The following is a 15,012-nucleotide window of genomic DNA, read 5'->3' on the forward strand; positions in this document are numbered from 1 at the left end:
GGTATGTTTCGAACGATGTTACAGTACAAATCTAAGAAAAAAGGAAAATATTACATCGTTGCGGATAAGTATTTTGCATCGAGTAAATTATGCAGTGAGTGTAATCACAAAAAAGGGAAGTTAAAATGATCTGAAAGAATCTATACGTGTGATAATTGTGGCACGAAAATCGATAGAGATTACAATGCGGGTCGTAATCTAAAATATTATGGCATTCGTATTCTGCACGAACAAAGTATAATTGCGTAGTTTGTATCGATTTTATTAGCGGTAGGGACGCCGCGAATTCAAGGCTTTGGACATGAGCCGCTAGGCTTGTGGATGAATTAGCAATAAAAGAGAAAGTCTTTTGACTTTTGAAGCCCCCACTTCAAACAGACAGTAAGGTCGTTAAGTGGTGGGTAGTTCACCAGATTAATACCAGCAAATCCTCCGCCTAAAATAACAATATGTTTCATCTTCATTCCCCCTTTACCCTTAAAACGATTTCACCTATTTACTTGTGACATATTGAAAGGAGAAATTTTTAAAAATGAAACAACCTGTCCCTTTTTCATGAAACAAAAAAACATCCCCTATACTAAGGGGATGTTACTATTTATTTTGCTTCTTTATACATAGCTTCTACTTGTTTCTGAAGCTCTTCGTTTTCTAAATACTCATCATATGTCGACTGTTTATCAACTAAACCGTTCGGTGTTACTTCAATAATGCGATTTGCAATTGTTTCAACAAACTGATGGTCATGTGATGTGAATAAAATTGTTCCTTTAAATGCGATTAAACCATTGTTTAATGCTGTAATAGACTCAAGGTCTAAGTGGTTCGTTGGATCATCAAATGTTATTACGTTTGCGCCGCTTAACATCATTTTGGAAAGCATACAACGTACTTTTTCTCCTCCAGAAAGAACAGAAACGTTCTTCTTCACTTCTTCACCAGAGAACAGCATGCGACCTAAGAATCCGCGTAAGAAACTTTCAGACTCATCTTGTGGCGAGAATTGACGTAACCACTCCACTAAGTTATATTCGCTATTTTTGAAGAACTCAGAGTTATCACGCGGGAAGTACGCCTGAGATGTTGTAACGCCCCATTTAAATGAACCGCTATCTGGCTCCATCTCACCTGCTAAAATTTTAAATAAAGTTGTAATTGCGATTTCATTACGACCAACGAATGCAATTTTATCACCTTTATTAACAGTGAAATACACGTTATCTAATACTTTCTCACCATCGATTGTTTTAGAAAGACCTTCCACTGATAATAAATCATTCCCTACTTCACGCTCTGGTGTAAAACCAACGAACGGATAACGACGAGAAGATGGTTTAATATCATCTAATGTAATTTTTTCTAATAATTTCTTACGAGAAGTTGCTTGTTTCGCTTTTGAAGCGTTCGAGCTGAAACGCGCAATAAAGTTTTGTAATTCTTTTACTTTCTCTTCTTTTTTCTTATTAGCATCTTGTGTTAACTTTAATGCTAATTGACTAGATTCATACCAGAAATCGTAGTTACCAACATAAAGTTGAATTTTACCAAAGTCAAGATCCGCCATATGCGTACATACTTTGTTTAAGAAGTGACGGTCATGGGATACAACGATAACTGTATTTTCAAAGTTCATTAAAAAGTTTTCTAACCATTGAATTGCTTTTAAGTCTAAATGGTTGGTAGGCTCATCCAGTAATAAAATATCTGGTTGACCAAATAGCGCTTGAGCAAGTAATACTTTTACTTTCTCTGCCCCTGTTAACTCAGACATTTTTTTCGCATGAAGGTCTTCACCAATGCCTAGACCTTTCAAAAGAATCGCAGCTTCTGATTCTGCTTCCCAACCGTTTAACTCAGCGAATTCGCCTTCTAACTCAGCTGCGCGCATACCGTCTTCATCGCTGAAATCTTCTTTCATGTAAATCGCATTCTTCTCTTGCATTACTGCATAAAGACGTGTGTGTCCCATAATAACTGTTTCTAAAACTGGGAATTCTTCATATTCAAAGTGGTTCTGTTTTAAAACAGCTAAACGCTCACCTGGTGTAATATGAACATCTCCTGTTGATGGATCAATTTCACCAGATAAAATTTTTAAAAATGTAGATTTACCAGCACCGTTTGCTCCGATTAAACCGTAACAGTTACCTGGTGTGAATTTTATGTTAACATCATCAAAAAGTTTACGATCTGCAAAACGTAAACTTACGTTACTTACTGTAATCATGTAGTTCCTCCTAATAATACCGCTGTTTTCAGCGTTTTCTCACACATTCATTCAAAAAGACAGATTACGATTCACGTATTTTAAACTGTATTCACATTATACAGTAGTAAATATAGGAAAGACAATAGATATATTAAACGCTTGACTTTACTGAATTATTAGCGAACTATTCATATCAATTACTACATACTAAATTCTATATCAATAGTTTACTAATCTCATATTTTCTGGGTATATTAAAGTTATAATATAGTAGGTTTTGCTAGTTTTATAAAAATATAGAAGGAATGATGGAGGCAGTTAATATATGAACGATGTTATACAGACTCTTCAAGAAAGAGTAAAATTACTTCAAAACGCTAAAAAAATTGAAGAATTAGCAAAAGGATACTCACCAGATAAAAAATATGTAGCTCATTTTGATAATGAAAAATTATTATTACGAGTAGGTGATATACAGGGCTATAAAAAGAAGAAAATAGAGTTCCGAATATTACAAAATATGAAAAATATTAGAATTAAATCTCCTCAGCCTATTGATATAGGTATGATTGAAGAATTCAACTCCTGCTATAATATATACTCTTTTATAGATGGCGTAGACGCAAAAGATATGATACAAACACTAACAAAGGAAGATCAATATAAAATTGGAATAGAAGCAGGAATACAACTATCTAGGATGCATTCGTATGAAGCTCCTTCAACAATTAATACCTGGTATGACCGCGCGATGGAAAAGCATTATAGATACCTAAGTGCTTACAAGTCTTGTGGTATAAAGATTAAAAATGATGAAAAAATTATTGATTTCATTGAGGAAAATAAACAGCATATAAAAAAACGTCCTAATCGATTTCAACATGATGATTTTCATCTAGAAAATATTATTGTGAAAGATAAAAAATTTGCTGGTGTCATTGATTTTAATAATTTTGATTGGGGAGATCCACTTCATGACTTTGTAAAAGTAGCTTTATTCCAAAGAGAACGAAGTGTCCCGTTTTCAATCGGACAAATTGATGGATATTTTAATAACAATGTTCCCGAAGATTTTTGGAGGCTTTATTCTATCTATTCTGGAATGGTTATCTTTTCATCGGTTGTATGGTCCTTACGTTTTGCACCAGAACAGTTAGAAGAAATGATAGGCCGATTATACGTTATACTGGAAGACCACAAAAATTTTGAAATTCTAAAACCTACATGGTACGAATCAAGTAGTTATTTAACTCATACATCAGTTAGCCCAATAACATCCAAATAATGTTGTTGGGATAGATAAGGTTATTTGTAGTAAGAAGAGAATTTTCTTCTAATACGAAAGTTAAAAGGGTTGGTAACACGTAGCACCAACAATAAATGTACCCCAATACCAAACGCAATCAGACTGTGATTCTAAACTAAAATAATCGTTTAATTTTGTTAGCATTGTGTTACCCCTCATCTTGTACATTCATAGACAGTAACACGCTCAGTAAGCGTTCTTTTTATTGGAGAAATTTACCGTAATATTTGTTATCCTTAACGTAGATAAACTACGGGGAGATTTTCTGAATTATAAGTGGAAGCAAATTGTACGTAAAGGTACAGAAAAATTACTTGTAGTATCTGTAAAAAGTTAACTTGTATTGAATGACGATAGTGAATTGTAGCTATATTATTATCTATAAAGTAGGTGCATTATTATGATGATTTTGGATGACACGAATACGATAGGAGCTCTTGCTTTTCTATTTTTTATGATTTATCTTGCAACTGATCCGAGAGACATGAGCTTACTAGCAATTCCGGCTTACTTCGGTGGAATGTTAGTCACTCACTGGCTTATTGAAAATGGATTTCAAGATACATATATTTATACGAGTTGGATTGTAGCCTATTCCATCACAATGATTTACCTTATCATTGCTTCAATTCTTCTAGGTATAAATAACGTAATTTATATTAAGGAAAAAATAAGAAAACGCAGCGCTTTAAAGAGATAATATATAAAACCGCCTAACATAGGCGGTTTTATATATTAAGGGGGACTAGACTAGTAATGAAAAACAATTTAATCAAAACAGTGACAGTTGGAGCACTAATGACTGGAGTTCTTAATGCTTGTTCAAATTCAATCAAATATTAAATCTATACAATAATTGTTGGTCTCATCGTTTTAGACAACTACCCAATTATGCAAAGACAATCATCTAATATATACAGAACTCAATACACTATAACGAAACTAAGATTAAAACAAGGAGTGATAAACGTGTTTCGTCGTCCAACTTGTATGGAATCTTGTTTAGCACACGGAAAACCGTACCAAGAATGTGAAATATGGTGTTATCCACCTACTGCGATCCCTACCGATTCCTACTTAGTGCCAACGGCTTATACAGTACCTATAGCACCTTATAATTTAAATCAAGCCGTCTCTAACATTCCAACTACACAGCCATATCCGTATTATACCTATGGTAGTCCAATGGCCAACCGTTGGGAATGTTATCGCCGATGTATCCGAAGCGGAGGAAGTCCTGCAAGCTGTTGCTATTATTGCGAATTATGTTAATAGACACGCCTCCTAGTTATACGGATGCCCACTGCCGTAATATACAATCGATTTCAAGTTGGCAAAAGCATCCGTCATAATCTCACAACTGCTGACCGGCTGCACTCCTAATTTTCGCATAATCTCGTCAAACTGATTATGGTCCCAACGTTATTAACCACGTAATCTACTTCGAATGCCTCGACGTATCGCCGCGTATCATACGTTAAATCTTCCCTGATAAATACATCGCCAGCTTTTTCAGCACGCTCAATACTCAAGTCAACTACATCTCTGAATTAATTAGCTTTAAAATTATAAATCGGTTTTATAATACGTTTGATATCAATTGTATCTTTAGTATTTGCTACAATTTCATCCATTGGTTTATATACCATTGGTGCTTCATCTAAAGTACTTTCGGCAACAGAAGTGGTCCAAACATCAGTCATTGTATTCTGAAAGTCTTCTAAGTTAAGTACCGCTTTAGCTTTCTTTCGGCTCATAATACGCCCTGCTCCATGTGGTCCAGAGAAGTTCCAATCAGGATTCCCTTTACCAAATGCGATAATTGAACCATCTCTCATATTGATTGGAATGATTACTCGTTCATCTTTCTGAGCGGAAATAGCTCCTTTTCGTAGAATCATATTTTCCATGTCTATATAGTTATGGATTGTAGTAAATTGATCAGTTACTTTCCAATCCATTCTAGTGACGATTTCATCAATCATTGCTTTACGATTTAATTCAGCATACTTTTGAGCAATCTTCATATCATTCATGTAATCTTTGAATCCTTGACCTTCTAAATAAGCTAGTTCTTTGCGAACATTAGGCTTTTTAACTTCTCGTAAGGCTTCATGTATTTCTTTTTGTCTACCCTCTTTTGTCAATCGTTCAATGATTTCGTCTTTAACAGATTTAACATCTATAAGTTGCTCATATGCGAAGTTTTGATAGTACTCTGCTACTTGTTTACCTAAATTACGGGAACCACTATGAATAACGATATATACATTACCTTTATCATCCTCGTTAAGTTCAATAAAATGGTTTCCTCCTCCAAGGGTACCAATACTCTTTTGAGCACGTTGTAATGTAAATGGTGCTCTCACGCCGTCAAAATGAATCATTTTTGAAAATCTATGTTCTTTATCTCGGATATTGAAGCCGCTTGGAACGTATTTACGAATCGTGTCATCTAATTGATCAAAGTTAATCTCTTCTTTTTTCTTATTAATTACAACGACTTCCATACCACAACCTATATCTACACCTACGAGATTTGGTACGATTTTATCTTGAATTGTCATTGTTGTTCCAATCGTACACCCAGCTCCGGCATGTGTATCTGGCATAATACGAATCTTACTGTCTTTGACGAACTTCTGGTTACAAAGGTCAATAATTTGCCCCATAGCACTCTCTTCAACATGATTAGTAAATACTTTTGCTTCATTGTATTTTCCTTGTAAATTCAACATCTCTCATTCCCCTTTTCTTATAACTATTAAATTGTATTAATTATACGACATTTTATACGTTTGGCCCGGATTAGCGCCTCTATGTAGATTTCTATCCTGTAGCCCTTCACGTAATTGCATTCGTTTGTTTATTCTCCTATTTTCGGCACAAGTCGCTTTTATTTTTCTCAATATGATACATATAGACCTCTACTGACAAAAATGTTAGTATGTGGTTACCCTATTCTTCTGACCTAATATTATTAGGTCTTTTTTTTATGAATTAACTCTTATTATTTCGTTATTCACCGTTTGATTTACGTTATGCATCAGTTCCCATTTCTCTTTTATCCCGCTACTTTAGGGCAGTAAGACCCCCACCTCAAGATTCAGAGAAAGCGAAGAAGATAGGCGGGGAATAACTGCCCGTAAGAGCCCGATTGGTGAGGGCTGATAATCAGTGGGGGATGAAGAAAACCCCCACTGATGGAAGTTTCACTTTATCTGACGATGGTAATTGCGGATTTCCTTAACATTGTAAATTCGTATTTTTTGTTTTAAATAAAACAAAAGATACCCCTGCCGAGATACAGATTAGTGCAGCTCCAAACATATACACCACTCTAATACCTAAATATTCAGCTATAACTCCGACTATAAAAATAGAAATACTTGAAACCGTTGATAATAGAACGTCACGGGAGGCATATACTTTCGGAAGCAATGACACGTCTATATTTGTTTGAAATGCAGTCTGCTGTGCTACATCCCGTATTTGATATGCTGGTCCCATGGCAATACAGAGTATAAGCGATAAGAGAGGCATACTACTAAGCCCGTATAACAAAGTAAGAACGCTGAATAAAAAAGAACCAGCTGCCATACTAAGTACAAGATTTTTTTGAATCTTTTTCGCTAGATATATCGTTATAATTCCTCCTACAATTGTACCGATATAATAACTCGCGTTAATGTAACCCCACCATTGTTCTCCTTTGTGAAGTATTTCTTTTACATAAACCAATGTAATCGCTCCAACCCATATTTGACCTGCAATCCCCTCAATTACATCCATTAATGTAACGAATCGCAAAGTTGCGTTATTCCAAAGATGAATCCAACCTTCCTTCATAAGAATAGATTTAGATGTTCCTTGATTTTCTGTTAACTGATTGTAAAGAGAACGAATTGCTATGTATAAACAAACAATAGAAATCCATAACAAAACAGCCGTTATTAGTAAAGTAGGGGTATATCCTATTTTTACGACAATAAATCCTGTCAGCGTATAGCCACCAATTTGTACCGCTTGATTGGAGATAGATAACAAACTATTAGCTTTTACAAGTTCTTCTTTTAAAACAATTTTAGGAACGATAGAATTTAATAAGGGACTGCCCCATCCTTCAACAAAAGAAAGTATCAATATGTAAGTGAATAAAATATAAATATGAGAAGTTAAGAATGTAAATCCTAATAATAATAAAGTAATCAAAATGGCCTTAGTAATTTGTAAATTTACAAGCACTTTTGCCATAGAAGTATTTTGTAGAATCAATGGCGCTGATAAACCAGCTATTAATCTTGTAACGGCTTTTAAAAAAGGAAATAATGAAGCGAATAATATGGATTCCGTTTTCTGATAAATGTACGTCGTAATAACCATGATATATACAACATCCGCTAACGAAATGCTTGTTTGAGCGATCCAAAATGAATAAAACCTATAATTTTTCATTGTCACCTCCAGATAAGAAATACAATTTAATTAAAATAATTATAAAATAAATATTATTAAAAGGAAACAGGAACTGGAATAATAATAAGAGTATTCAAAATATAAACCCGAGAAATTAGTACATGACACCTATTTGAGATAATTCCCATAGACTTTTGTAACTGAAAAACGCTGTAGACAGTGCATTATTAGTGTTTAAATGAACTCGCTTTCTCCTTTTGTTTTAAACCTTGCACGTGGCAGAAAAAGTCCCTGACCGCTTCTGTGCATGGCCAGATGCTCAACTCCCCCCTAAAAAGAAAGAGGGTTTTTATGTCGTTTTTTTATTTGTATTTATATAACACACCAGAATATCTTTTCATAAATGAAAACCCGATAGATCTTCTATCAATCTACCGGGTTTCTAACTTTAATTTCTCAATCTCTTCAAAAAAACGTGGATACGATACTCCAACAGCTTCCGCATCAACGATCAGCGTTTCTCCATTCGCAATACATCCAGCAATTGCTAGCATCATTCCAATTCGATGATCACCATGACTATTTACGGTATTTCCCTTTAATGATGTTTTCCCATAAATCATCATCCCATCATTTGTTGCTTCTATACGTGCCCCTAGTTTTGTTAGTTCTTCTACAACTGTATCAATTCGATTTGTTTCCTTTACCTTCAGCTCATGTGCATCTTTAATAATAGTAACTCCTTCTGCTTGCGTTGCTGCAAGAGCGATAATTGGAATTTCATCAATTAATCTTGGAATCATATCACCACCAATCTCAACTCCCTTTAACTTTGATGTTTCAATTGTAAGATTAGCAGCGGGTTCTACAGCATCTATATCGTATTGTTCAATTGTTAATTTTGCTCCCATTTTTATAAGAACATCGATAATTCCTGTTCTTGTTGGATTCATTCCAACGTTTTGTAATGTAAGCTTGCTATTTGGAGTAATCGCTCCGCCTACTAAGAAAAATGCAGCCGATGAAATATCTCCTGGTACATGAATATTCGTTCCTATTAGTTGTTGTCCACCTCCTATTGAAACTTTTGTTCCATCTCGCTTCACTTGCACGCCAAATGCTTGAAGCATTCGCTCTGTATGATCCCTTGATACATGAGGTTCTGTGACACTTGTTACCCCCCGCGCTCCTAGACCTGCTAATAAAATAGCCGATTTCACTTGCGCACTTGCAATTGGTGAAATGTAATCAATTGCTTGAAGATTCCCTCCTCGTATCGTTAGCGGTGTATACGTCCCGTCTTCTCTTCCGTCAATTGCTGCGCCCATTAAGCTGAGCGGTTTTGTAACACGTTTCATTGGTCGTTTTCCAATCGAATGATCACCTTGCAAACAAAAATGAAGGTTCGTATTCGCTAATATGCCAAGTAATAAACGAATCGTTGTACCAGAATTCCCAACATCAAGTACGTGCTCCGCTTCTTGTAAACCTTCAATTCCTGTTCCAATTACTTCTACTTCATCTCCATTTTGCGTTATCGATACCCCCATCTCACGAAAACAAGAGATCGTACTTAAACAGTCTGCTCCTGGTAAAAAACCCTTAATCGTTGTTTTTCCGTGGGCGATTGCACCAAACATGACAGAACGATGCGAAATGGATTTATCACCTGGAATGACAATCGTTCCCTGTAACCCTTCTATAGCTGCCTGTACAGTTTTCATATTTATGACACCTTCTTTTCTTTATATATTTTCATACGTTTGATACCGTTCGTGCTGTAAAGATTGCGTTGCTTTCATACGATCTTCCTCTGTTTGAAAACTAATACGTAATACTCCAAGTAACCCTTCGCGTGCTTCTAGTATTTGTAGGTTTGTAATACTAATTTGGTGCCTTGCAAGTATGCTTGTAATATGCGCTAACGCACCGACTTTATCTAAAACATCAACGTATAAATCGTGATAAGCGGGAATTGCTCCGCTTTTGCGGACAGGCATAGAATCACGATATTCTTTTGCCTTTGCGAAATAAGTGTGTAATACTTCGGTATCTCCTTCTGCAACCGTATGCTGCAGTTGCTTCATTTCTGTAATCCATTCCTCTAATAATTGTAATAAATGAAAACGGTTTTGTTTTACAATATCACTCCACATTTTTGGACTACTAGAAGCGATGCGGGTAATGTCTTTAAAACCACCAGCTGCCAGCATATGAATTAACGGATTATCTCCGGCATGTTTCTCTACTTGCTTAACTAACCCTGCTGCAATTAAATGAGGAAAATGGCTGACAACACCTGTTACATAATCATGCTCCTCTGTATTTAACACAAGAAAATGCGAACGCGTTCCTTTTAACCAATCTTTTAATTGTTCAACCTTCTCTGTCTGAACATGACGCATCGGTGTTAAAATGTAGTATGCATTTTCAAATAAATGCGCCTTTGCACTTTCTACTCCCGTTTTATGAGATCCCGCCATCGGGTGTCCGCCAATAAACGTAACACCGTTTGTCAGTAACATTTCTGCTTTTTTCATAATTGTTCCTTTTGTACTACCAACATCTGTCACAATGACATCTTCACGTAATTGGTACGAAGTAAACTTTTTTAGTAACTTAGTTGTTTCTTCGACAGGAGATGCAAAAATAATCAAATGCGCTTCTTCACATATTGTCTGTAAGTTCACTCCCACCTCATCGATTACGTTCAATCGTTTTGCCCGTTCCACTTGCTCACTTTGAATGTCATAACCAGTAATGATTACATTGTGTTCACGCTTTATTGCTAAAGCAAGTGAACCGCCAATTAATCCTGTTCCAATTAATACAACTTTTTTACACATGTACCTCATCTCGAGACCTACTATTATTAAAGTGTTGTTTTAACACTGCAATCACTCCTTCATTTTGCTTACTCGTACCGATTGTAATGCGAACACCATTTGAAAATGGGCGAACGATATATCCAGCCTGTGCACAAAGTTCGTAAATTTCCTCGGCATTGTCTAACGGTAAAAAGATAAAGTTCGTTTGAGATGAATAAAATCGAATCTCATTTTCTTTACAAAAGCTTTCATATTGCTGCAAGCCTTCACGGTTTACACGAATTGTCCTTTGTAAAAATGATTCATCATTCCATGCAAGTACCGCAGCTTTTTGTGCCAGTGATGACACATTAAAGGGAAGACGAACGACATTTAGTTTCTCAATAATTGTTTCATTTCCAATTGCATAACCAACTCGAAATGCTGCTAATCCATAAGCCTTTGAAAATGTTCTTAAGATCAGAAGGTTCTTATACTCTTTCAAAAGTGAAATGGTATCTGGAAAGTCACCAGCTGTGACATATTCATAATACGCTTCATCAATTACAACTAATGTTTCTTTATGAACTTGCTTCATAAATTCACGTAATTTTCGGTCATTCACATATGTGCCTGTTGGATTATTCGGATTACAAATCCAAATAATCTTTGTTTTTTCATTCATGACTGCCGCAATTTCATCTAAGTGATAGACTCCATTTTGAAGGGGAACTTCCTTTACCTCACACCCTTCGATTACTGCGTGATGGCGGTATTGCGGGAATGTTTCTCCAGCCGTCACAATATTATCACCTTGGCAAAGCAGTGTTCGGCTAATAATTTGAATGACTTCATCAAGACCGCTTCCACATAAAATTTCTTCTTTTTTAACATGCAATGTTTCCGCAATCGTTTCACGAAGTTCTACTGCTCCCCCGTCCGGGTATAAAGCATGTTCATTCCACTCTTTTCGTAATCCTTCCATCACACAAGGTGAACAGCCAAATAGATTTTCATTTGAAGCTAATTTTACAAATGAATGGACACCATAATCTGCTTGCATTTGTTTTGCTGATTTACCTGGTTTATAGGGATGCAGCGCACGTAATTGTTCTTTTACTTTCATGAAAATCCCCCCTCTTCAAAATTCTTTCGCGTACTTTTTATGTTGAGCAATATTTTGTTTAATAAGATCCATACGATCTTGCCCAAATTGTTCTACTAACGCCGTTGCCAGTTCCCAAGCGACAACTGCTTCTGCCACTACACTCGCTGCTGGTACTGCACAGCTATCTGAACGTTCGATACTTGCTTGAAACACTTCCTTCGTATCAATATCTACACTTGCTAGTGGCTTATATAATGTAGGAATTGGTTTCATAACACCTCTGACAACAATCGGCATTCCTGTTGTCATTCCACCTTCCAATCCACCAGCGTTATTCGTTTTTCGCGTGTAACCCGTTTCTTCATCCCACAAAATCTCATCATGTACAGCACTTCCTGGTCGCCTCGCTGCCTCAAAACCAATGCCAATTTCAACACCTTTAAATGCATTAATACTCATGACAGCCGCCGCTAGCTTTGCATCTAGTTTCCGGTCATAATGAACGTAACTACCAACACCAATCGGCATTCCTTCTGCAACCACTTCAACAGTTCCACCAATAGAATCTCCATTACGTTTCGCTACATCAATTGCTTCCATCATCGCTTTCTCTGCTTCTTGATCTAAGCAGCGGACAGGCGAATGTTCTGAAATCAGCTGCATCTCTGCTAATGATTTGTCTAAAACTTGCTTAGCTTTTACACCACCAATTTCAAGGACATGCCCTGCAATATTTACTCCTAATTCTGTTAAAATCTTTTTCGCAACAGCACCTGCAGCTACTCTCACAGTTGTTTCTCTTGCAGAAGAACGTTCTAATACATTGCGTATATCACGATGACCATATTTAATTGCTCCATTTAAATCAGCATGCCCTGGACGTGGTTTTGTAATCGTTCGTTTCATTTCTTTACTTTCTTGCTCAGAAATCGGCTGTGCCCCCATTACGTTTGTCCAATGTTTGAAATCATCATTTTTCACAACCAATGTAATCGGTGAGCCAAGGGTATAGCCATGTCGCACGCCGCTTACAATTTCCACAGTATCCATTTCAATTTGCATACGTCTTCCGCGGCCATAGCCCTTTTGGCGTCGTAATAGCTCTATATTTATATCTTCTGCAGTTAAAGATAGCCCCGCAGGAACACCTTCCAAAATAACTGTCAACTGCGGACCATGTGATTCTCCAGCTGTTATATATCTCATTTCTATTTCCCCTTTACGATTTTATATAAAAAAACCCCTACTGATTCTGTTCAGTAGGGGCGACAGTAATCGCGGTACCACCCTAGTTATCGACAAATGTGTCTACCTCTTTTTATTGTTAACGATCATCTTGACCGTCTTTTCCTTCATAAAAACTTCCGTCTTTACTATGAAAAAGATGCTCCAGAGTTGTAATTCACATATATCTCTGTACTGATTTTCACCAACCATCAGCTCTCTGGAACAAGAAGATACATACTACTGCTTCCCTATCAACGCAATGTTTATTTTATTATGATAACTTATTTTTAAACCCTTTTAACTCTTCCATGAAGGCATGAAACTGCGGAATATCCATTTGCTGTGCTGAATCTGATAAAGCAACCGCTGGGTCTGGATGCACTTCTGCCATAACGGCATCTGCACCGATTGCTAATGCTGCTTTCGCAGTTGGTAAAAGTAAATCTTTTCGCCCTGTTGAATGCGTTACATCTACAACAACCGGTAAATGTGTTTCTTTCTTTAAAATTGGAACTGCGGAAATATCAAGCGTATTACGCGTTGCTCTTTCATATGTGCGAATGCCTCGTTCACATAAAATAATTTGATCATTTCCTTGTGCAATAATATATTCTGCTGCATTCACGAATTCATCAATTGTCGCTGCTAAACCACGTTTCAGTAATACTGGTTTATTCACTTTTCCAACTGCTCTTAATAAATCAAAGTTTTGCATATTACGAGCGCCAACTTGAATGACATCAACGTAATCAAGTGCTATTTCTACATCATTTGGATTTAAGATTTCACTAATAATCGCTAAATCAAATTCGTCTGCTACTTGGCGTAAAATTTGCAGTCCTTCTACTCCTAACCCTTGAAAATCATACGGAGATGTTCTCGGTTTGAACGCACCGCCGCGCATTAATTTGATTCCTTGTTCTTTCATCGCCTGAGCAACTTGACGAACTTGATCTAAACTTTCCACTGCACATGGCCCCATAATGAACGTTTGCACGCCGCTTCCTAACAATTCACCTTTTACATCAACAATCGTATTTTCTTGTTTCTTTTTACGTGAAACTAATAAGGCTTTACGATTATCATCTTCTTGCAGTTCTAAGCTGGCTTTAAAAATTGTTTTGAAAATATGTTGCACTGTAGATGTTTCAAATGGCCCTTCATTGTTCTCTGCAATCATATCGAGTACTTCACGCTCGCGAACAGGATCAAAGCGTTTCGTACCTTGCAATTTCTTTCGCTGTCCGATTTCTTGTACAACCTTTGCACGCTCATTCAATAAGTGCAGAAGTTGTAAGTTAATCTCATCCACCTGTTTACGTAATTGTTCTAATTCATGATTTCCCATTGAAAATTCCTCCTTGTATCTTTTTAAATTTATATAATAAAGGATTGAAAATTCCCTATTTTCTGAACTTAATACTTATAACAAAACAAGGTTGATAACGATTTCTCATATGAAATATATAAAAAAATCCCTACTGATCCAATCAGTAGGGACGATAATTATCGCGGTACCACCCTAGTTGCAGACACATTTGTCTACCTCTCTTTATTGTTAACGATCATTTTGACCGTCTTTTCCTTCATAAAGACATCGGCCTTTACTACGAAAAAGATGCTCCAGGATTGTAATTCATGCTTGTTTATGTACTGGTTCACACCAACCACCAGTTCTCTGTTACAGGGAAACAACCACTACTCTATTTCCTATCATTGCGCTTATTATTTTATTATCATGTAGGTCCGCGTATATGCAAAAAATCCCTACTGATCCAATCAGTAGGGACGATGATTATCGCGGTACCACCCTAGTTGTAGACACATTTGTCTACCTCTCTTCATTGTTAACGATCATTTTGACCGTCTTTTCCTTCATAAAGATATCTGTCTTTACTACGAAAAAGATGCTCCAGGACTGTAATTCATGTTTACCTTT

12 protein-coding genes, 1 pseudogene and 3 other annotated features (1 of these 16 only partly in view) are annotated in these 15,012 nt (G+C 36.4%); of the genes and pseudogenes, 4 read left to right on the forward strand and 9 right to left on the reverse strand.

What is annotated here, in order from left to right; all coding sequences use genetic code 11:
* Positions 1 to 3 precede the first annotated feature (3 nt).
* Positions 4 to 249, forward strand: a pseudogene (locus WAZ07_RS14195) (zinc ribbon domain-containing protein).
* Positions 250 to 326: 77 nt separating this feature from the next.
* Here the strand turns inward: WAZ07_RS14195 and WAZ07_RS14200 are convergent.
* Both WAZ07_RS14200 and WAZ07_RS14205 read right to left on the reverse strand, forming a co-directional pair.
* The gene (locus WAZ07_RS14200) at positions 327 to 458 is read right to left on the reverse strand and encodes a hypothetical protein (RefSeq protein WP_336472983.1); all 132 of its coding nucleotides are present in this window, start codon (positions 456 to 458) and stop codon (positions 327 to 329) included.
* Positions 459 to 598: 140 nt separating this feature from the next.
* Entirely contained in the window at positions 599 to 2,227 is a 1,629-nt protein-coding gene (locus WAZ07_RS14205; protein ID WP_336472984.1) for an ABC-F family ATP-binding cassette domain-containing protein, read from the reverse strand.
* A 307-nt stretch (positions 2,228 to 2,534) separates the two neighbouring features.
* Between WAZ07_RS14205 and WAZ07_RS14210 the strand changes: the two genes are divergently transcribed.
* The 3 genes from WAZ07_RS14210 (at position 2,535) to WAZ07_RS14220 (ending at position 4,787) form a co-directional block, all read left to right on the forward strand.
* Complete coding sequence (locus tag WAZ07_RS14210) at positions 2,535 to 3,494, forward strand: aminoglycoside phosphotransferase family protein (RefSeq protein ID WP_336472985.1); 960 nt, start codon at positions 2,535 to 2,537, stop codon at positions 3,492 to 3,494.
* 424 nt (positions 3,495 to 3,918) lie between these two features.
* The gene (locus WAZ07_RS14215) at positions 3,919 to 4,215 is read left to right on the forward strand and encodes a hypothetical protein (protein ID WP_336473167.1); all 297 of its coding nucleotides are present in this window, start codon (positions 3,919 to 3,921) and stop codon (positions 4,213 to 4,215) included.
* Between the two features lie 269 nt (positions 4,216 to 4,484).
* Positions 4,485 to 4,787, forward strand: coding sequence for a hypothetical protein (locus WAZ07_RS14220; RefSeq protein ID WP_139207640.1), 303 nt, complete (start codon positions 4,485 to 4,487; stop codon positions 4,785 to 4,787).
* A 278-nt stretch (positions 4,788 to 5,065) separates the two neighbouring features.
* On the opposite strand, the gene WAZ07_RS14225 is transcribed toward WAZ07_RS14220, so the two are convergent.
* The 7 genes from WAZ07_RS14225 to WAZ07_RS14255 form a co-directional block, all read right to left on the reverse strand.
* Positions 5,066 to 6,253 carry an RtcB family protein gene (locus WAZ07_RS14225; RefSeq protein ID WP_336472986.1) on the reverse strand — a complete coding sequence of 396 codons (1,188 nt, stop codon included), beginning with the start codon at positions 6,251 to 6,253 and terminating at the stop codon, positions 5,066 to 5,068.
* A gap of 508 nt (positions 6,254 to 6,761) precedes the next feature.
* Entirely contained in the window at positions 6,762 to 7,970 is a 1,209-nt protein-coding gene (locus WAZ07_RS14230; protein WP_336472987.1) for an MFS transporter, read from the reverse strand.
* Between the two features lie 392 nt (positions 7,971 to 8,362).
* Positions 8,363 to 9,655, reverse strand: a complete 1,293-nt coding sequence (aroA, locus tag WAZ07_RS14235; RefSeq protein WP_336472988.1) for a 3-phosphoshikimate 1-carboxyvinyltransferase — start codon at positions 9,653 to 9,655, stop codon at positions 8,363 to 8,365.
* A gap of 21 nt (positions 9,656 to 9,676) precedes the next feature.
* Positions 9,677 to 10,777, reverse strand: a complete 1,101-nt coding sequence (locus tag WAZ07_RS14240; RefSeq protein WP_336472989.1) for a prephenate dehydrogenase — start codon at positions 10,775 to 10,777, stop codon at positions 9,677 to 9,679.
* Positions 10,770 to 11,864, reverse strand: coding sequence for a histidinol-phosphate transaminase (hisC, locus tag WAZ07_RS14245; protein WP_336472990.1), 1,095 nt, complete (start codon positions 11,862 to 11,864; stop codon positions 10,770 to 10,772). Before hisC ends, WAZ07_RS14240 begins: the two co-directional genes overlap by 8 nt.
* 15 nt (positions 11,865 to 11,879) lie before the next feature.
* Entirely contained in the window at positions 11,880 to 13,052 is a 1,173-nt protein-coding gene (aroC, locus tag WAZ07_RS14250; protein ID WP_336472991.1) for a chorismate synthase, read from the reverse strand.
* Between the two features lie 52 nt (positions 13,053 to 13,104).
* Positions 13,105 to 13,337: a binding site (T-box leader), on the reverse strand.
* Between the two features lie 7 nt (positions 13,338 to 13,344).
* Positions 13,345 to 14,421, reverse strand: a complete 1,077-nt coding sequence (locus tag WAZ07_RS14255) for a bifunctional 3-deoxy-7-phosphoheptulonate synthase/chorismate mutase (protein ID WP_336472992.1) — start codon at positions 14,419 to 14,421, stop codon at positions 13,345 to 13,347.
* A 144-nt stretch (positions 14,422 to 14,565) separates the two neighbouring features.
* Positions 14,566 to 14,799 (reverse strand) — a binding site (T-box leader).
* A 55-nt stretch (positions 14,800 to 14,854) separates the two neighbouring features.
* Positions 14,855 to 15,012 (reverse strand) — a binding site (T-box leader); it runs 76 nt beyond the window's last position.

The sequence above is a fragment of the Bacillus bruguierae genome (assembly GCF_037104725.1).
GTDB lineage: Bacteria > Bacillota > Bacilli > Bacillales > Bacillaceae_G > Bacillus_A > Bacillus_A bruguierae.